Raw genomic sequence first — 20,474 nt, 5'->3', positions numbered from 1 at the left:
ATTAAATAGCCCCTAAAATTTTATCCATTACCCAACTGGTATGCAATGCCGATTTCCCCATTGAAGGATGTTTTTTTCCTTCAGAAAAATAATCTCTCATTGCTTCCACATGAAAATATTGAACGTTTTCAGGATGCTCAATCATTATATTTTCATTTCTAGATGTACTTTCTAAAACTATTGGAACATTATCATAAATCGAAAATTTAATAGTTCCTTTGCTTCCATAAATTCCAACTTTATCATCGTTGGAACTGCAACCAAAATTCCAACTTCCAGAACCAGTAACACCATTATTATGAACCCAGCAAGCAGTAATTGCATCTTTTGCATAGTACAACCCTTGCTGATTTAAACTTATTCCTTTTGCTTCACTAATTTTTCCTAAATAATAAGCAAACAAATCAATTCCGTGACTTGCCAAGTCATCAAAATAACCACCAGGCGCAACCAACTTATCAGTTCTCCAGTTGTATCCTTTTGAAATATCTTGTTCACTTGTAGTTTTGTTTAAATGCCAATTAACATGTCTAATATCACCTATTGCACCTTCATCAATCCAATTTTTTATTTGATTAAATCTAGGTTGCGTACGTCGATAATAAGCCACAAATAATGGCGTATTTGTTTTTTCAAAAGCCTTTAAAATCTCTAAACTATCGTTATAATTTGGAGCTAATGGTTTTTCAATGCAACAAGGTTTCTGAGCTACTGCGACTCTTAATCCATACAATTTATGAGTATCTGGCGGGGTTGCAATATAAACAGCATCTACTTCATCATCATTTATTAAATCATCTGCATTGGTATAGTATTTATTTACCTGATGCCTTTTTGCGAAATCTTTCGCTTTCACTTCATCACGTCTCATTACAGCCGCTAATGAAAAACCAGCTATTTTGTAATAAGGTGGACCGCTTTTAATTTCAGTTACATCTCCACAACCAATAATTCCCCAGCGTATTTCTTTAAAATTTTTATTTCCTTTGGCCATCTATATTTATCATCTTTGAAAGCTAAAAATACAAAGATTTGATAGTTTCACATAGCGTTTTCAATATATTTTAGAAATTGGTTAACTATTTATATAATTGTTTTTCCAATATAAATTAGCAGATTGCCTTTTTGAATTTCAATTGATTCATCTAGAGATGAAATGATATGAATAACCCCTTTATTGTCTTTCAAAAACATTGGTATTGCCTGTTGTTCATCGTTAATTTCCTTCAATAATTCTTGATAATGTTTGTTAGAATTAACTTCAACTTCATTTACTAAAGGAAAATCCCTCACAATTTCACTCAAATTTAAGAAATCATCTTTATGAGTAAACAATTTTTGATTTGGGGCTAAATTACCTTCTTTCATCTCATCAGTAGAAATAATTCTAAATGCTCCATTTTCTCCAAAAATTGAAGAAAACTTTTCTATTGCATATTCATTTATAGCTGCTCCACCAGTTAATGCTAATAAATAACCAATATCATTTAATTCCACATCCTCCAGTAATTCATCAGAATAAATATTTCCATGAATAGCTTCAAGCCCTAAGTTTTTGGCTTTATTTATATTATCTGGATTGTTATCTATTAATACTACTCTTCTATTATTCTTTTTAAGGTATGTTGCAATTAATCTCGCAAAATTTGATGCTCCAATTATTATAATTCCATTGGAAGTTTTAAGAAACACACCTACTAATTTTGCAAATAATCTGGCTGTGGTTGCATTTAAAAGAACTGTCCCAAGCACAATCATAAATACCAAAGGAGTAATATATTCAGCTCCTTCTACTCCAGATTTTAGCAACTTACTTCCAAATAAAGAAGCAATACCCGCAGCGACAATACCACGTGGACCTACCCAACTTATAAATATTTTTTCGTTCGTTTTTAGTTTTGAGCCTGTGGTACTTAAAAACACCGCCAATGGTCTAATAACAAAAATAACGATACCAAACAATATTGCCGTTTTCCAATTATACAACAACATCATATCTTCAATATTTATATTGGCTGACAACAAAATAAATAGGATTGAAATAAGTAGCACGCTTAAAGATTCTTTAAAATATAAGAGTTCTTTTATATTCTCTAGTTTGTTATTTCCTAAAACCATTCCCATAACAACTACTGCTAATAAGCCAGATTCATGTGCAAAAACTTCAGATTCAACAAAAACTAATAATACTGTTGAAAGTGAAACTACATTTAATAAATAATGTGGAATCATGTTTTTGTTGATAGCAAAAGCCAGCGCATGTGCAAATGTAAAACCAAAGGTAGTTCCAAATAAAAGGATTTTCCCAAATTCAATTAGTGCTGTTTTAGTAAATCCACTTCCTCCTCCAACACTTATAAATTCAAAAACCAATACCGCAACCAATGCTCCAATTGGATCAATTAATATTCCTTCCCATTTTAAAACTGCCGATACATTCTTTTTTAACGGAATGTTTCTAAGTATAGGTGTTATTACTGTTGGACCCGTTACAATTATTAATGCAGCAAATAAAAACGACAATTCCCAACTCAAATTAAATACGTAATGTGTAGTAAGACCTGCGCCAAAAAATGTAATAGCCGAACCCAATGTAATTAATTTGGTAATAACAGGTCCAACTGATTTAATTTCACTTCTTTTTAGTGTTAAACCACCTTCAAACAGTATAATACTAATTGCTAGTGAAACAAAATAATACAATCCGTCCCCAGGAAACAATCCATTTTTACCATTCCAAACTGGTTCAATCCATTTCGAACCATCTTCCGATAAAAACTCGGCAGCAATTGGCCCTACTAACAATCCAATTAAAATTAAAGGTAAAATTGCAGGAATTTTAAATCTCCATGCAACCCATTGTGCTAAAATTCCTAATATTATGATTCCTGCTAATTCTAACATTTAGTTCTTTTTATTGAATTTGAATATAACAATTATTTACCAATTACAAAATGGCTTTTTGGCTATCATTGAATTATAATATTTTTTTTGACCAGTAACCTCATCACCTAACCAATCTGGTTTAGCAAATTTAAAATCCTCGGAAGGCAATTCAATTTCCGCAATTAAAAGACCTTCATTTTTACCCAAAAATTCATCAACTTCAAAAAACAAATCATTTTCTGAAGGAATTATATATCGAATTTTTTCAATTATAGTGGGTTCACAGAGTTTTAATAAATTTTCAGCATCTATTAATGAAATTTCTTTTTCCCATTCAAATCTGGTGGTCCCAGATTCATTTCCAATACCTTTTACAGTTATAAAACCTTTCTCATCTTTAATTCGTATACGAACTGTGCGTTCTGGAACTGTAGATAAAAAACCTTGAGCAATCCTAAAGCTTTCAATAGCTTTTTTTTTAAAATCTCCGATTACTAAAAATTTTCGTTCAATTTCTATATTCATAACTATTATTCATGATTTTCAAATTTACTATAAATCTTTTGATTAAGTTTTGTAATTTTAATCCTATTCTATACTCAAACTTTATGAAAAATTTAAAATATCTTTTTATTGTATTAATTGTGTTTGTTGCTTGTGAAAATGCATCTGAAAAATCCATTGAAACAAATTTAACTAATGCTGAATTACTAGCAAAAGCTACTGAAATACATAAACGAGTTTTAACATTAGATACTCATAATGATATTAACATAAAAAACTTTACTGACAGCATAAATTACACGCAAGAACTTGATAATCAAGTAAATTTACCCAAAATGAAAAAAGGCGACTTGGATGTCTCCTGGTTTATTGTTTATACAGGACAAGGTGATTTAACGCAAGAAGGCTTTGATGATGCTTATGACCAGGCGATATCAAAATTTAAGGCAATTCATAAATTAACAGAAGAAATTGCACCAAATGAAATTGAATTAGCTGTAACTTCAGAAGAAGCCAGAACCATTAATAAAATAGGTAAAAAAGTTGCCATGATAGGGATTGAAAATGGCTATCCAATTGGTACAGATGTTAGTAGAGTTAAAGAATTTTACGATTTAGGTGCAAGATATATGTCTTTATCACATAACGGACATAGTCAATTATGTGATTCTAATACTGGTGAAGAAAATGATATTTGGTTACACAATGGCGTAAGTGATTTAGGAAAAGAAGTTTTAGCTGAAATGAACAAATGGGGAATAATGATTGATGTTTCTCATCCCTCAAAAGAGGCAATGAGAGACATGATTGAGCTTTCTAAAGCACCAATAATTGCCTCACATTCTTCTGCAAGAGCGCTATGCAATCATAGTAGAAATTTAGATGATGAACAGTTAGGATGGTTAAAAAACAACGGAGGAGTTGTTCAAACAGTGGCCTTTAGTGCTTATGTAAATACAGAGAAAAACAAAAAATTTGGAGAGCTAACTAAAGTTATTTTAAATGAAATTGCTGCTATAGAAGGTTTTGAGATTCTATCTTGGGGAGAAGTTCGAAAGATGAAAAAGGAGGATCAGGATGCGTACATTGAAAAATATATTAAAATTAGAGGACTTTCCAAACCTAAAATGGACGAAGCCAGTGTTAATGGGGATCCTGTTAACGTATCAGATTTTGTAGATCATATAGATTATTTAGTTGAAAAAATTGGCATAGAACATGTTGGAATTAGTTCTGATTTTGATGGTGGTGGCGGTGTTTATGGCTGGAATGATGCTTCAGAAACATTAAATGTAACTGTTGAATTGGTTAAACGCGGCTATAGTGAAGAACAAATTGAAAAACTTTGGAGCGGAAATTTATTAAGAGTTTTAGATGAAGTTGAAAAAGTTGCTCAAGAAATTCAAGGGAAATAAACTTATAATAATTTTATTTAAATTTAAGTTCCCAAGAAAGTGATAATGAATAAATCCAAAAGAAATTCCCTGGATTAAAACTTATTTCTTGATGTGTAACTCCAAATTGTGTTCCCCAGGCGTTTTGTTTGCTAGAAGAGGTAAAGTGATATCCAATATTTAATTTTTGTGATTCTAACTTAATAATTTCATCTTCATTACCTTCAAAATTAAATCGATCTAATTCAGGTGAATAACCCATACCTATTAAAATACTAAAATAATTGTCAGCATCACTTTTATATTTACGGTAGTTTAACGTTCCCGACTTACTATCACCCGAATCTCCAGGAGTAATATAGGGTCTAAAAGACAAATAACTATTACCTGAATACCAACCTATAGAACCTGTATAAATATTTGTGGTTGAACTATATTTTAAAGTTCTAATTCCAAGAGATGCTTCAAAGCTATGCGGCAGCGACTTATGTAATTCGGCACCAAACCTTACATTTGGATACAAGTAAGAGTTCGAAAAACCAACATTTAAATAAGCATACAAACCTTTTGTTATTTTCGGATATAAATCAACTTCAAATTGCGCTCCATTGTCCTGAAATCTTCTATTAAAATTTACTTTTGCTATAATACTTCCATATTTTGTTAACCTGCTATATTTTAATGTATGATACTGCATCGGGTCAAAAACTTCCGAATACAAATCAACTGAGGAACTTACACCAATTGCATTAAATCTAAGTGATTGTTTTAAATTCTTTTCATATGCAATCGCTTCTTCATTATTTGGATTCTTTTTTAAAATAGATTGTATCGTTTTTAATGACTCTTCCGGATATTGTGAATTTCTTTCTGCCTTTGCTTTCACTAATAATATTTCTTCATTATTAGGGAAATGTTTTAAAGCTTCATTTGATAATTTCAATGCATTAAAAGGGGATTCGGACCATAATTCATTATTAATAGCTGCAATCCAAGTACTTTTCCTGTCTGGATCTTTATCTAAAACATATGAAAACTCCTTTTTAGCCACCTTGTATTCTCCATCCCAAGAATACGTACTTGCCAAAAAAGAACGGATATCATGGTAATTTGGATATTTAGTTAATATTAATAAAAGAGAATCTTGGGCCTGCTTTCGGTTTCCATCAAAAGCCAACTTCCTTGCAACTTCAAAAGCTGTATCTGGGTTACCCGTAAACACTTTTTGCTGAGAATAAATTTGAGTATTCAATAGAAAAGTAACTATCAAAAATATTTTAACTGTGAATTTTATCATTTTATTCAAGGGATTGTTTAAACGATTTATAATCAACATTTTCTGGATGTATTCTAGAAATACTATCCATTATCATTTTAGATTCCTCTAAATTATTTAATCTTTGATAAGCCTTTGCTAATTTAAAACTAATATCGCTATTAATTATACCATTTTCAATTGCCTGTTTTGTAATATTTATTGATTTTTCATCTTGATTAGACCACCAATATAAATCTAAAAGCGCTAAGTAACCATCATCATAATAAGGTGATCTTTTTATTACATTTAACAATTCGATTTCCGCTTTCTCATAGTTCTGTTCCCAAGCAAATGTTCTTCCTTTTAAGGTTCTCGCATCTGCATGATATGGAATTTCATTTAAAATATAATCACAAAGCAATCTAACTGTTATATACTTTTTATTAAAAGCCAATTCTCTGGCAAGTGAAAAAGTTTGATCAAAATTTAACCCTTTAACCAATTTATCTATTGTTAAGAGTTCTTCTTTTGAAAATTTCATTCTTGGTTGTATATAAATATTAAGCGAGTCTGGAAATATCTTATTACTTTTAGTTATGTAAGAATTTATTCTTTTAAACTCTTTTAAAGAATCCGAAATAATTTTTAATAATTTATCTTCTTTAACCTTGACAGTCCCAAAATTTTCATCAATCTTATATAAATCACCATCAGAGTATAAATAATCTTTATATATGTAATCATTAATATTTCCTTTATACCTCATAATTGGTATTTTATGAATATTTCTGAAGCTTTTTGCCGTATCAATCCCTTGACTCATCCAAGCTGTTTCTACCAATTTATTAAACTTGTAATTATTCATTAAAAAAGAAAGCAAACTAGGTGTTACATCCCAATGAGATGATATTGACTTAAATTTTTCTGCTTTTTTAAGGAGTGGACTATAAATTAAAAAAGGCACATGAAATCTACACAATTTATCCTTTTGCGTTATAGGTATTAATCGATGATCTCCTGTTATAATAAATATAGTGTTATTATATTCTTCTCTTAAACTATAAGAATGCATAAAATCTGCAAGAGAATTATCTGTATACAAAAGGCTAGCAAAAATATCTGAATTTAATTTGAAGTCTTCCTTTGGTTTCCCAAAATTTCTATTAGAATTTAAAATACTATCAACTTTTGCTATATAGTTATCTTTTAATGGAAAAATAAATGGTTCATGGTTCGAAAGAGTCATTACAATATCCAATCTTGGTAATTTTTTACCATCTAATGTTGACAATGCTTTTTTATATATTTCAGCATCTGGATATCCCCATGAATATCCTTCAGAGTTAGCTTTGGTTTTTTCATATTCAGCTCCAAATTTATTTTCATCAATAACATTGTCAATGCCATTATACTCTAAAAAATTAATTACCCTATCAAAACTAGTTTGGTGTCCTGCATAAAATGATGTCGTATAACCGTTAGCTTTTAAAATACTAATTAATGATGTATGTGAAGGAGACTGGGTTATTTCTAAAAATCCTTTTTCTCCAAAAGGCAAAGAACCCAATAAGGATGGAACAATACCAAAAGTTCTTCCTGTTGTGCTTACAAAGTTTTCCCAATACAAAGATTCTGGAATTAAAGAATCTATAAATGGAGTGAATCCACTATAATCATTTCCTGCTACAAATTCACTCCCAAGCCCTTCAACCATAATTATTACTATATTTGGTTTTTCCTCTTGGATATTAAAAAAAGAACCTAGTACATCTTTTGATTCCTTAAATGGTTTTAAAAATGGGTAATCGCTCCTACCACTTAAATTATAAGAATTAGCACTATTCTGTTCGAATTTAAACCTTATAACATCAGTTGCTAAATAATAAATCTTATTTTGATAATTATCATCCGCAGAATCTGAATTTACCAATTTTATACTTCCAAAAAGCAAGACTGAAATAACAGAAATTGCAAGCATTTGCTTTCCATTCACAAACTTGTAAAAAACATAATTTAGTCCAAATAAAACGAATGAAATCCCTATAAAAGGTAAAAAATACAAAAAGGACATTGATTCAGAGGAAGATACAGTCATTGAAGCATCATCAAATGAATATCCTAAAATATCCGCACCTAAATTTAACAAAGTTGTAAGACTGTATTTTACCAATCCAACCTGAATTAAAATTACAAAAATTAATAATATACTAGTAAACCCTTTTGCAAATTTTTCACTTATCAATGAAATTAAAAAGAATATTGGGAACAATAGTAACCCTATTAATAAACCAGTCCAAAAATCATTGAGGAATTTAAATGCTATTGTAGGAAAGTAATTTGGAGTTTTTACACCGTTTGAAAATGTTAAATAAAATTCAAATATGCTAATTATCCAAAATGTAACAATTAAAGCAATTATTAAATAAAAATACTTTTGAAAATGTTCCTTTGATAATTTTAGTTTCATATAAATTATAATCTGTTTATTTAAGTTTTTATTTCTTTGATAAACCTTTTCTAGTCATTTCTCCCCACTTTTTTTTCTTATTAAAATAATAATCAAAGTTACCTCTTAAAGCCGCATACAATATAAACGGATGTAAAATAAATGGTTCCAAAAGTGTAACTAGCAATAATTTAAATCCAGTACCCTTTTTTTTATATTGATGAAATGTTAATTCTTCTGAAAAAATTGCAATAATTGTAAACATAACTGAAAATAAATAAGCTAATATAAAAAATGCCAAAGCATATTCCCATCTAACATTTTTAAGTGCAATTAAAATAAGAAAATATAAAATACCTACTACTTCTATTATTGGAGCTAATCTTTCGAAAAAAAACCAATATGGATAACTTAACATTCCAAACAAATTATATTTTGGATTGAATCCAATTTTTCTATGTTTTCTCAATGTTTCAATTGTTCCTCGAGTCCATCTATTTCTTTGAGAAATTAAAATTTTATAATTATCCGGGGCTTCTGTCCAACATAAGGGATCTGGAATATATGCTACTTTATATTTAACTTTCTTTTCTTCCATATACCCTCGCATTCGCACAATAATTTCCATGTCCTCACCAACAGTGTTTGTATCATATCCTCCTACTTCTATAGCAATCTTCTTATCGAACATACCAAATGCTCCAGAAATTACCAATAACCCATTTAATCTGCTCCAAGCCATTCTTCCCAATAAAAACGATCTCAAATATTCTAATATTTGGGCAACTTCAATTAATTTTTTTGGAACATTAACATCTAGTAATTTACCTTCTTTAATTATACAGGAATTTGCAATCCTTATAACTCCTCCTGATGCTATAACCTTTTCATCTGTTACTTCTAAAAAAGGTTTTATCATTTTTTGAAGAGAATCTTCCAATAACAAACAATCTACATCTATACAAGCTACATACTTGCTTTTGCTAATATTTATACCGAAATTTAAAGCATCTGCTTTTCCTCCATTTTCTTTATCAACAACTATTAATTTTTCAAATGCAGGATTTGTAGATTTAAAAATCCCTTCACGCAATGGTTTAGTTTTTAGCTGCTCATTTATTAAGTAATTTACCTCAACCAAGTCGTAGGCTTCAATTAAAAGCTCTAAACTATTGTCTTTACTTCCGTCATTTACAATAATAACATCGTAGTTAACATAATGACTTGATAGTAATGAACGAACATTTTCTATAATATTTAAACTTTCATTATAAGCAGGAGCAATAATTGATATTGATGGTGAAACCGTAGATGCCAGTATTTCATTATAATTTACGAAGCTATTTTTTTTAATATATTGAATTGATTCAATGGCAGAAATAACAGCTAAAAATATATAGGACGCAATTACAGTAAAAGCATATATAAAAAACAAATAATGGATTGTTAAAAGAATAATTTTTACAGTACTACTATCCATAACTAATTATCTTCTAAGTAGTTAAAAATCGCTTTACTTTCTACATCTGATGCCACCAGACTTAAGGAATTAAATCTATCCGTATTAATAAATTTTAATAATTTTAATGCTAACGTTTTAATTTCAAAATTTTCATGAGACACATTTTCAAGAATAAAATCTTCATCACTAGTTTCAACAATCCCTTCTAACATATTGAAAAATGCAATTTGTTCATCAATACTACTATTTATAAAGTTGTTTTTTAAAATTTGTTTTGCCTCATTAGCTTGAAAATAACTTAACACTTTAATTGCTTCAACTCTAATATCTTTGTTTTCATGAGCAAGTAACTCTAACAAAATATTTATTACTTGAAACTGGTTGTAAATTTTTGCCAATTTTAAAGCAAACATAACTACTGACTTATTTTCTGATTTTAACCAAGGAGAAATATCGGTTATTTGTTGATCGTCAAACTTTTGTAATATTTCTAATAATTGAATTTGATTCCATTCTGAAATAGGAGTTATTAAATCGTTAAGAAAATCCAAGCCTTTAAACTGAAATAAATTAACAAAATACAACTGTACCTCATTTCTCACCTCTTGTTTAGGGTAATCTTTATATTTACTTATTTCACTATAAACATTTGTAATTTCAAACAACGCAAGTTCCTTAATTCCAACTGCTTTAACATCCCATTTACTACTTTTAAGTTTTGCTAATGAATAATCAATTAGACCTGATTCAACATAAAGATGCTGAATAGAATCAGCCATTTCACCAGAAATATCATTCTTTAATTTTGAAAGTACCGTTAAAAATATTTTTCTTTTAAACTTGTCTTTTATACAAGTTTTCATTTTTTTTACAATCTTTAATTTGGTAGCGTCTTCTTCTTCGCTTGCATATAGGTAGTTTATCAATTCACCTTCATATTCTGATTGAAATTTTGCAAATATTTTTTCTTTATTTCTCAAATAACCTCTTAAATATTTAAGGTATATCACCAAATTAATTATGATTACACCTAAAATTCCACTAAGTATCCAAACAATTTTTATTAAAACAGGTAATTGCTTAAAATTATCGATTAGATACTCAAATTCATTCATAATATAGTGAATATTAAAAATTATTGCAGAAGTCTCTTTATGCGTATCACTAATTCATTAGGACTAAATGGCTTACTCATAAAATCATTGGCTCCCAAATTAAATGCTTTTAGAACAATTTCTTCTTGTCCAGCTGATGAAAAAACAATAATAGGAATTTGCATATCTAACTTGTTTCTAACATGGCTAATTACCTCTAATCCACTTATAAAAGGCATCATTATATCCGTTAAAATTAAATCTGGTTTATGTTCTTCTATTTGCTCAATTGCTTTTTTTCCATCTTCTGCGGTTAGCAATTTATAACCTTCCTTTTCCAATCTAAACTTCAATAGTAGTGAAAGTGTAGAATTGTCTTCCGCTAATACAATCTTTTCTATATCACTCATCATTTAATAACTTTAATTCAGTTAATAATTCATTTTTAACATTTGCAATAATAACTTTACTTTTTATAATTAACCCCTCAACATCTTCTAAATTTTTCTCTTCTCTAAAAATATTCATTAAAACATGAATTATTGGTTCAAATTTTGAAATTCCGAACATGGCAATACTTGGCTTAATTTTATGAGTTGCCTTGTAAAGTTCACTCCAGTTTTTATTTACTAATTCTAAATCTACTATTCCTATAAACTCATCTAAATCTTTAAGAAATAATTCAATCAACAACTTTAATATTGAAGTTTCATTAAGTGTTTCTTCTCTTAAAAATTTTAAATCAATATTTGATCTTACTTGCTCAATTTTGGGTTTTATTGTTAACTCCTCAACTTCGTTAATGCTTTGTTCTTTATCTGGTTTTCCATATTTTTTTAATAAAGCATAAAGTTCTTCTGTTTTAAAAGGTTTAAAAATATAGTCATTCATACCAACATCAAGAGCTCTTTTAATATCATTCTTCGAAGTATATGCGGTCATCGCAATTATTGGAATAGCTGCTGCTTTTTTGGAAATATCATTTTTAATAATTTTAGTTGCTTCATATCCATCCATTACTGGCATTTGAATATCCATTAATACAATATCATATAATTTTTTTTGAATTTTTTTAACTCCTTCAATCCCATTATTTGCTATATCAACGTTACAATCCCACCTTTCCAATCTAGTTTTTGCTAAAAGTTGATTTGTTTTATTGTCTTCCACCAACAAAATATTCAACCCTAATTTCTGGCTCGTAGAAGTTGATATTTGTAGCTCTTCTTCTTTTGCCATTTCTCCCCCCTTTTTTAAAGGTAAAATTAATGTAAACACACTTCCTACACCAAATTTACTTTCAACTTGAATTTCACCTTTTAAAAGTTTCACTAATTTTTTAACAATGGCAAGTCCCAAACCAGTCCCTCCATAAATTCTAGAAGTATCACTTTTGGCCTGAGTAAAAACTCCAAAAACAGTGTTTATTTTATTGGAGACTATTCCAATGCCTGTATCTTTAATCTCAATATGAATATTTGAAATTTTCGCTGTTTTTTTAACTACTTTAACCCTAACAACTACAGAACCTTCATTTGTAAATTTTACAGCATTTCCAATAAGATTCAGCATAATTTGTCCTAATCTAGTTGGATCTCCTATAACCTGCATAGGTAGGTTTTCTTCAATCACCAAATCTAAAGTTATCCCCTTTTCTTCAGCCTTTAGTTTCATGAGATTTACAACCTCAAACAGATTTTTATGAAGATTGAATTCTATATCTTCAATTTCCAATTTATCAGATTCCAATTTAGAAAGATCCAGAACATTATTAATTAACGAAAGTAAAATTTCGCCAGAATTTCGCATTGTTTCTAAATGATTTCTTTGATCTGATTTTAATTCTGATTCTAAAAGCAAATCAGTAAAACCAATTACAGCATTTAGGGGCGTTCTTATTTCATGACTCATATTAGCTAAAAAGTCATTTTTTACTTTTAACGATTTCTCTGCAGTTTCCTTAGCTTTCTTTAATTCAATCTCTGATGCTATTCTACTCGTAATGTCTGTACCAATTGAAATATACGTGTCATTAATACCTTTAGAAATTTGCCACTCAATCCATTTATAATCACCGTTTTTTGTTTTAATTTTTCTTTTAAAAATATCTAAAAATCCTTTTACATAATTGTAAACATAATTATAAGTGGCTTCTTTAACTTTTAGAGCTTCATCTCGATTATCATAGGTTAATTCCCACCATTTATCCCCTAAAATTTCTTCTACAGAATACCCAAGTATTTCTTGAACAGCTGGATTTGCATAAATTATATTTCCATTTTTTTCACTAACGAATACCATAGAGGTGATACTATTTAAAATGGCGTCTGATTGAGTTTTAATTTCTTCAGTCATTTTCCATTCAGTAATATCCACACCAACTGAAACAAAAGTATTATTTCCAGAAAGTGAATCTCTCCATTCAATCCATTTTACACTTCCATCCTTACATTGCAACTTTCTGTCGTAAGGTTTATTTGAGATTTCAATTTCTTTAGAAATAATTTTACACACTTTATGCTTAAACAACTCACCCTCTTCTTCATATAAAAATGTCTTTTTCCACCATTGTTCTCCTAAAAGTGATTTAGGCTTATATCCAATAATTTTCTCCGTAGCAGTTGAAACGTAATTTATGCTTCCATTCTCATCAATAGAAATTACTATTAAATTTACATCATTTAGTAATAAATCAGCTGATTCCATATTATTAAAATTCTGATTTTTTTTCAAACCTAAAAGCTATTTAATTAATTATTTAAAGCACAAATAATTATTGCATCATTAAAATTGCTAAAACAACCGAACCAATTCCTACTCCAACCCCAATTAAGTTGGAAAGACTAGAAGATTTTCTATTTTTTTCTTGAATTGATTTAATTTCATTTTTTATAAGTGGAGTTTCGACAATTTCATTTGGTTTTTTATTAATACCAAAATAATTGTTATTATTAACTTCAATGTTATCGTAAATATACTCATCGCCATTTAACATTGTCACTTTAAAAACATTGCTCGAAGTATTATTAGCGGCCTCATTTAATGATATAGGATCTTGGTAAACTTTACAACTATATAACATACTTGCACACACTAAAAGCATAAAATATTCATAAAAAAAATATCTCTTTAAAAATCTTAATTTGTTCATTTACTTGAGGGTTTTTGAAATAATTTGTAGCGAACAAGGTACATTTTAAATTAACAAAATGCAATTAAGATTGGAACCTTAAAATATTATTTGACGCTAATTATAAAAAGTATTTATTTTTTCTTTAATTTATATACACCAAAAACAGTACCCATAATAAATAAGAATGAAATTCCTACGTCTATTGGAAATTCTGGATGAGGATCACCCCCTGGTTTTGGTAACGGATTGTTTTTACTCTGAGAATAGCTAATACCCATTACCAATAAGGTAATTATAATTAATAGATATGTAACTTTTCTTTTCATGCTTTTTCTTGCAAATTTTTCAATAATTCTACTTATTCAAGTTATTAAAAAGTATTAGCCCTATGAACTACCTTAATCCTCAACTATTTATTTGATTATTATTTTCTTTGATATTTTACCCTCATTCGTTGAAATTAAAACTATATAAACTCCTGTACTTTCTTCAATTGGTAGCTGAATCTCATTCTCAATTAAATTTGATTTCCAAACCTTTATTTTTTGTCCTACTACATTATATAATGAAATATTATGTATTCGTAAATCATCAGGCTTTCTAACAAGAAATGTTGAACTGTTTTCAGCTACAAATACACTAACATCATTATATATTTCTTCAATCTCAACTGGAATTTCAGGTTTTGCTTGAAAAACTATTGAATACTTATCTATATACTCTCCATCTTCCAGAGTAATTTCAAATTCTCCATTCATTATATCCAATGTTTCCATTGTGCTATTATCTCTTACATATATTTCCATATTCGGGTATGGATTTTCAATTGCATCTACCTTTATTTTAATTGGTATACCGCCATTAACACTTATACCAATTGGAACAACTCTTTCAATTGGTAAATTTTTAACTGCCTGTATAACCAACTTATTATTATCAATAATCCAATATAAATCATTTGGATAAATATTATTATTAATAGCATCATATCCATAATCTACACCATCAGTTGCATTATCATCAATAGTAAGTAAAATTTGTCTGTTAAAATTAGTTTCAGTTTTAAAACCAATTCTTATTTTTAACCTTGTATCTAATATTGAATTTATTGTATTTTGTTGTTTTGCACTTCTCGATTTAAAAAATACAGATGCAGAACTATTTTCACGAACAAATTTACGTTGGGTATTCCTAAATTTTATTTTTGAACCGGCAGATCCTACTCCCGTAACACCAAATCCTTGAGCAACAGCAATATACCTCCCAGGTGTTTTTCCGCCACTTTCACTCGGATTATTGTAATTAGTAGCGGGTATTCCTCCACTTTTGGTTAACAGTGCATAACCAGCATGTGCTTCATTATAGCCATGAGTATTGTCCTCCCAATCATCCCAAATTTCTATTGTCCCATCAATTACACCTACATTATCATCTATAAACTGAAAGGCATCTAATGCACTTGGATAAGGATTCCCTGTTAAATACCAACTTCCAGTAGATAGAGGTAATTCAACATCTCCATTATGAGGTTTTCCAACAAATACAAAATTTTGTTTATCGTAAAGGGCAGTTATTGGAGGATGTGTACCTTTCATAGAGAAGCCTTCCGCTGGTGACATAGTACCAGTACTTTTTAAACTTACCCAACTATTTTCATTATCGTTACCATAAATCCAACGTTCTGCAATTTGAATTGGTGAAGAATTTACTCCATTATTACCCCCAATAAATGTAATTGTTTTTGGATTTGAAGAATCAAATCCATCTCTTAAAACATCCTTAACGGCATATTCTGTTGTTTGTGGCTGACCAATAATTCCTACTGGAGAGGACCAATCATTATATCTGTAAAGATTTCCTAATCCTTGTTGATCTCTTTCAATATAACCACTACTAACATCATCTACTACACTCTCAACAAACTGATTAGTAATAAAATAATCATTAACATCATAATCCCCATACTTTTTTTGTATTAATTGAGATTCCCCAACTAGATCTATAAATCCATTAAGTTTTAAATAATGAGTTACCCAAAGACCATGTCCTAAATTTGTTTCATCTTGTGCTCCGGCACCTGTAATAGTGAGTTCTTTTCCAGAATCTACTATTAGACCTAATAGTGTTATATCATTAATAATTGAATTAATATTATGTGAAACTTTTACAATATTCCAATCTATAGGAGTATTATTAATTCCACTACTATTAGGTATGTCCCAAACATTAAAATTTGTCCATGTATTATCAGTATCCCAATCTTGATTTGCTCTGGTTGTATATGGAATAGGAGCTGTTTGTTCCTGACCAGTAGTCATATTTCTAAGCCTACCACCTACACCTTTTTTGTATGGTGCTAAATCACCACAAATAATATTCATATGATAATAAGCATCTAAATTACTCCACAACAATAAATTATCTTCAGTACCATTATTATCACTATCCGGACCGTAAATTTTAGTAGGAATTTGAACCCCTCCAACATCTGCACCTAATTCATCAATTTCTTGATTCATCATTTGTCTTATATGCTCCACTGATAGTGCCTTATTCCAAATCTTCAATTCATCAACCCAACCATGATAATAATTTACGGGATTTCCTGAAGAACCTTGATCCATGGCTCCTAAAATAGCTTCTATATTATTTGATGTTAAACTAGGTGGGTTATTATTATTGACAAGTCCTAATTCTATACCATCTACATAAAGTTTATATGTTGAGCCATCAAATGTAACTGCCACATGATACCATCTATTTACAGTAATTAAATTACTAGCAGATGTAAGAGAGCCTGAACCAGCGCTATAATACCAATTAAACCTAACTTGACCATTCACAATGCTTAATTGGTAGCCACTAGAGTTGTCATCGATATCTTTTCTAGAAAAAATTGTTTTTGTTCCAGTTACAGAGTTTGGTTTTATCCAAGTTTCAATACTAAAAGCACTGTTTAAATTATAATTATTCTTGAAGGTGACAAAATCGTTAACACCATCAAAATCAAGACTATTACAATCGGTAATTTTAACATCAATTTCATCAGAACAGCCGTTAGAAAGTGTCCATTTTAATTTATAATTACCAGGATTTCCTGTAAAAATAGCATCTGGATCTGTATCACTAGAAAAAGTAGCCGAACTACCACATGTGGAGGTTAAGGCAGAACTTACAATTGACCATTGTCCTGTTACACCTGTCCCATCAAAATCTTCACTAGCACTTGCAGGAACAACATAAAGATTGTTTTTCCAAGCACCTTTGTTATAATTTTCAATAGCTTTTTTTGTATTGTCGTATGCGTTTAATTGTAAAGATGATTCTCCACAATTTCCTGAAATTGGTAAATAATCTTCACCTGCATAAGCTAAACTAGTACTTATATCAATAAAATTTGTTCCTGAATCATTATCTGTTCTACAACCATTAATTAAGTTAGTTACTCCATATCTTCTAATTCCTGGTGTAACTGGAGTTACCGTTGCAGTAGTTCCAATTGCTATTACTGTACCTTCTTCATCTGTCCATTCTAATTCATCATCTACTTGAGAGAATGCAAACCCAACATCATCAATAGCCCAACCACTACCCACATCAAGAGCTTGAGGGCTGCAGTTGTTTGATGAATGGCTAGGAAAAATCACATTATCACAAGTTCCTCCACCAGGCCCAGCATTAAATGTGAATTTAACACGTAAACCAGATAGTCCAACATAAGGCCCTAAATCTAATGATGCGTACTGAAATGGGTCAGCTACAGCGTACTGTGATTTATTACAGTTACCATTTTTAAAAGCCTGAACGCCTGATGTATTCCCCGAAGTTAAAACATCTCCTTGCACGGTATTTAGAGTTACCGAATAGGTGTTACCCGAATCAAAGGATAATTCAATAGTTCCAAATCCGCCACCACAAAAATAATAACCCTGATAGAAACTCATAATAGCCTCACTTGCCGTCATACCTACAGTACTAAACACAGGCGTTTCTAATGTGGTTGACTGATTCACTTCAACCGCATGGGCTATTGCAAATTTGGTATTGTCTGATGTATCGTAGTTAATGCCACTAAATGTTGTATTGGGATTATCGTTTGAATTGGTTTCTTTCCATGTAGGTTCTTCCTTATTATTACCACTTGCTGGAAATTCACCATCTTTACCATCTACACGCCAGCCATCAGGTTGCGCATAATTGAATTTACCTCCTTCACCAAATTGTCCTTCAGGTCGATCGAAAAAACTTTCGGCAATTACGGTCACAGATTCATCTAAGCAAATATCCAGATCAGTATAGCTAATAATTATTGGAGGCTCATCTGGTGGTAAGAACCTTACAAAAGCAGTTGCAGATGATTTAATAATGGAATTATCATCGGCATCTCTGATACTGAGACGCACAAAAGTATTACTAGTAATATCCACTAAAGTATACGTTAACAAACCTTGTGTATTATTAATTACCGTCCATGTTTCACCATTATTATTTGAATACTCCCAGTGCACCACATCCGAAGCTTGTAAATTATAAGTCCCAATAGCTTCTAATGTAAATTGAACGTCTTTTGGCTCATATAAACCTCCAGGGCAAGCTGTTGCTTCTATAAGAGCGCTTGGTGGAAATGGGTTAGTTGGTATAGGGTCTATAATTTCTCCTATTAAATAAGTGAAAAGATTTACTGGCGGTTCTACAGTAATATTTACTACACAAGTATTTTCATTTCCATTATTATCTATGGCTGTTAATGTTGTGGTAGTCGTATATTCACTTCCATCTCCTGAAGGATTCTCTCCAAATGTGGAAGGATTAACGGTTAAAGAGGCTATACCGCAAACATCATTAGATCCATTATCAACATCTGAAGCTTTTATAGTTGCAATTCGCGTAAGTGGATCAATAACAACAACAAAGTTATTGCACAACATAATTGGTGGAGTATTGTCCTCAACAGTTACTGTTGCTATACAACTATCACTGTTACCTTCATCATCATAAACAGTAAATGTTACAGTATTTGTTCCTACATCTCCACAATTAAATGAATTGGGAGACACCGTCATATTGGCAATACCACAATTATCTGCCGAACCGTCATTTAAATCTAATGCATTAATATTTACTGTACCGCCTGGACCTAAAACGGCTGTATAATCCATACAGATTGCTGTTGGCGGAATACTGTCTGTAGGAATAACCTGAAAGGAGCATGAACTTGTTAAATTAAAATTATCTGTTGCTGTTAAAGTTATGGTAGTGGTTCCAGAAATTAATGTTCCTGCGACAGGAACTTGAGTAATTGTTAAACTACTATCACAGTTATCTGAACCATTGGCTAAAGCGGTATAATCCGGAATTTCAAACTGACAATTAGCAGCAAAATTTACATTTTGATCACTTGGACAGCTTATCGTTGGATCTTCATCATCTGCTACAGTTACTGTCATAACATCTGCAGCTGTTAGCATTGCTCCATCAGTTACTGTATAAGTTATTGTTGTAATTCCTATTGGGAAATTATAAGTACCAACCTGACCAGACCCACTATCAGTTACATCACCCGACATAACCCAAGCTATAGAACTTCCTGTGCAATTATCTCCAAAGGTAGCATCTGCTATAGCTACAGAAACATTGCAATTTCCAGTACCATCTGCGCTAGTAGTTGTTGTTACATCTCCTGTAGCATTTATTATTGGTGCTTCTGCATCTGCATTTACAGTAACTGTGAAACTATGAGTACTTACATTAGTACTATCATCCATAGCACTATAACTTATTATTGTAGTTCCTGCTGGAAATAGATCTCCACTGTTCAATCCCGTTGAATCTGTCCTAATTACACTTACAGATCCATCACAGTTATCTGTTACTGTTGGATCTGTATAGGTGGCTATAGCTCCACAAACTCCAACATCCATAGGAATATTTAACTGATCTGGTGGAAGCCCAGAAAGAACTGGAGCTGTTGTATCTTCAACAGTAATTGTTTGTGTTACATTGATAGTATTTAGACTCGTATCCGTTACTGAATAGGTTCTGGTAATCACTTCTGGATTGAAGTTCCCATCCGACACATCTCCAACGTGAGCGACAGTAATTACACCAGCACAGTTGTCAGCTTCATCAATAACATCATTGATATTGACAACAGGAATATCAGCAGTACATTCTACAACAACAGCTATAGGATCAGATGCCGTTGGATCTGTGGTATCTTCAACAGTAATCGTTTGTGTTACATTGATAGTATTTAGACTCGTATCCGTTACTGAATAGGTTCTGGTAATCACTTCT

General features: G+C 30.5%; 13 protein-coding genes. 1 reads left to right on the top strand and 12 read right to left on the bottom strand.

Annotated features, from left to right (window positions below; all coding sequences use genetic code 11):
• Nucleotide 1 precedes the first annotated feature (1 nt).
• The 3 genes from CHB63_RS13270 to CHB63_RS13260 form a co-directional block, all read right to left on the bottom strand.
• Nucleotides 2-994, bottom strand: coding sequence for a Gfo/Idh/MocA family protein (locus CHB63_RS13270; protein WP_089378976.1), 993 nt, complete (start codon nt 992-994; stop codon nt 2-4).
• Between the two features lie 89 nt (nt 995-1,083).
• The gene (locus CHB63_RS13265; protein ID WP_089378975.1) at nt 1,084-2,904 is read right to left on the bottom strand and encodes a cation:proton antiporter; all 1,821 of its coding nucleotides are present in this window, start codon (nt 2,902-2,904) and stop codon (nt 1,084-1,086) included.
• Nucleotides 2,905-2,940: 36 nt separating this feature from the next.
• A complete protein-coding gene (locus tag CHB63_RS13260) occupies nt 2,941-3,411 on the bottom strand; it encodes a CYTH domain-containing protein (protein ID WP_089378974.1) in 471 nt (156 codons plus the stop codon).
• Nucleotides 3,412-3,494: 83 nt separating this feature from the next.
• On the opposite strand from CHB63_RS13260, the gene CHB63_RS13255 reads away from it, so the two are divergent.
• Entirely contained in the window at nt 3,495-4,805 is a 1,311-nt protein-coding gene (locus CHB63_RS13255; RefSeq protein WP_089378973.1) for a dipeptidase, read from the top strand.
• A 13-nt stretch (nt 4,806-4,818) separates the two neighbouring features.
• Here CHB63_RS13255 and CHB63_RS13250 read toward each other — a convergent pair whose 3' ends face one another.
• The 9 genes from CHB63_RS13250 to CHB63_RS13210 all read right to left on the bottom strand — a co-directional run.
• Complete coding sequence (locus tag CHB63_RS13250) at nt 4,819-6,081, bottom strand: YaiO family outer membrane beta-barrel protein (RefSeq protein ID WP_089378972.1); 1,263 nt, start codon at nt 6,079-6,081, stop codon at nt 4,819-4,821.
• A gap of 1 nt (nt 6,082) precedes the next feature.
• Complete coding sequence (locus CHB63_RS13245; protein WP_089378971.1) at nt 6,083-8,509, bottom strand: LTA synthase family protein; 2,427 nt, start codon at nt 8,507-8,509, stop codon at nt 6,083-6,085.
• Between the two features lie 28 nt (nt 8,510-8,537).
• A complete protein-coding gene (locus tag CHB63_RS13240) occupies nt 8,538-9,968 on the bottom strand; it encodes a glycosyltransferase family 2 protein (RefSeq protein WP_089378970.1) in 1,431 nt (476 codons plus the stop codon).
• 2 nt (nt 9,969-9,970) lie between these two features.
• Nucleotides 9,971-11,065, bottom strand: coding sequence for a HEAT repeat domain-containing protein (locus CHB63_RS13235; RefSeq protein ID WP_089378969.1), 1,095 nt, complete (start codon nt 11,063-11,065; stop codon nt 9,971-9,973).
• Between the two features lie 20 nt (nt 11,066-11,085).
• Nucleotides 11,086-11,454 carry a response regulator transcription factor gene (locus CHB63_RS13230; RefSeq protein ID WP_089379301.1) on the bottom strand — a complete coding sequence of 123 codons (369 nt, stop codon included), beginning with the start codon at nt 11,452-11,454 and terminating at the stop codon, nt 11,086-11,088.
• The gene (locus CHB63_RS13225) at nt 11,447-13,750 is read right to left on the bottom strand and encodes a PAS domain-containing hybrid sensor histidine kinase/response regulator (protein WP_089378968.1); all 2,304 of its coding nucleotides are present in this window, start codon (nt 13,748-13,750) and stop codon (nt 11,447-11,449) included. The genes CHB63_RS13230 and CHB63_RS13225 overlap by 8 nt, the downstream gene beginning before the upstream one ends.
• A gap of 67 nt (nt 13,751-13,817) precedes the next feature.
• Nucleotides 13,818-14,195: a hypothetical protein gene (locus CHB63_RS13220; protein WP_089378967.1), complete on the bottom strand. Its 378-nt coding sequence runs from the start codon at nt 14,193-14,195 to the stop codon at nt 13,818-13,820.
• Between the two features lie 113 nt (nt 14,196-14,308).
• Nucleotides 14,309-14,503 carry a hypothetical protein gene (locus CHB63_RS13215; RefSeq protein ID WP_089378966.1) on the bottom strand — a complete coding sequence of 65 codons (195 nt, stop codon included), beginning with the start codon at nt 14,501-14,503 and terminating at the stop codon, nt 14,309-14,311.
• A gap of 87 nt (nt 14,504-14,590) precedes the next feature.
• Nucleotides 14,591-20,474, bottom strand: a 5,884-nt coding sequence (locus CHB63_RS13210) for a LamG-like jellyroll fold domain-containing protein (protein ID WP_141107315.1), incomplete at its 5' end; no start/stop codon positions are given.

It is taken from the genome of Lutibacter flavus (assembly GCF_900188355.1).
In the GTDB taxonomy this organism is placed as follows: domain Bacteria; phylum Bacteroidota; class Bacteroidia; order Flavobacteriales; family Flavobacteriaceae; genus Lutibacter; species Lutibacter flavus.
The sequence above is the reverse complement of the archived record's forward strand: the minus strand, read 5'-3'. Positions and strand labels throughout refer to the sequence as shown.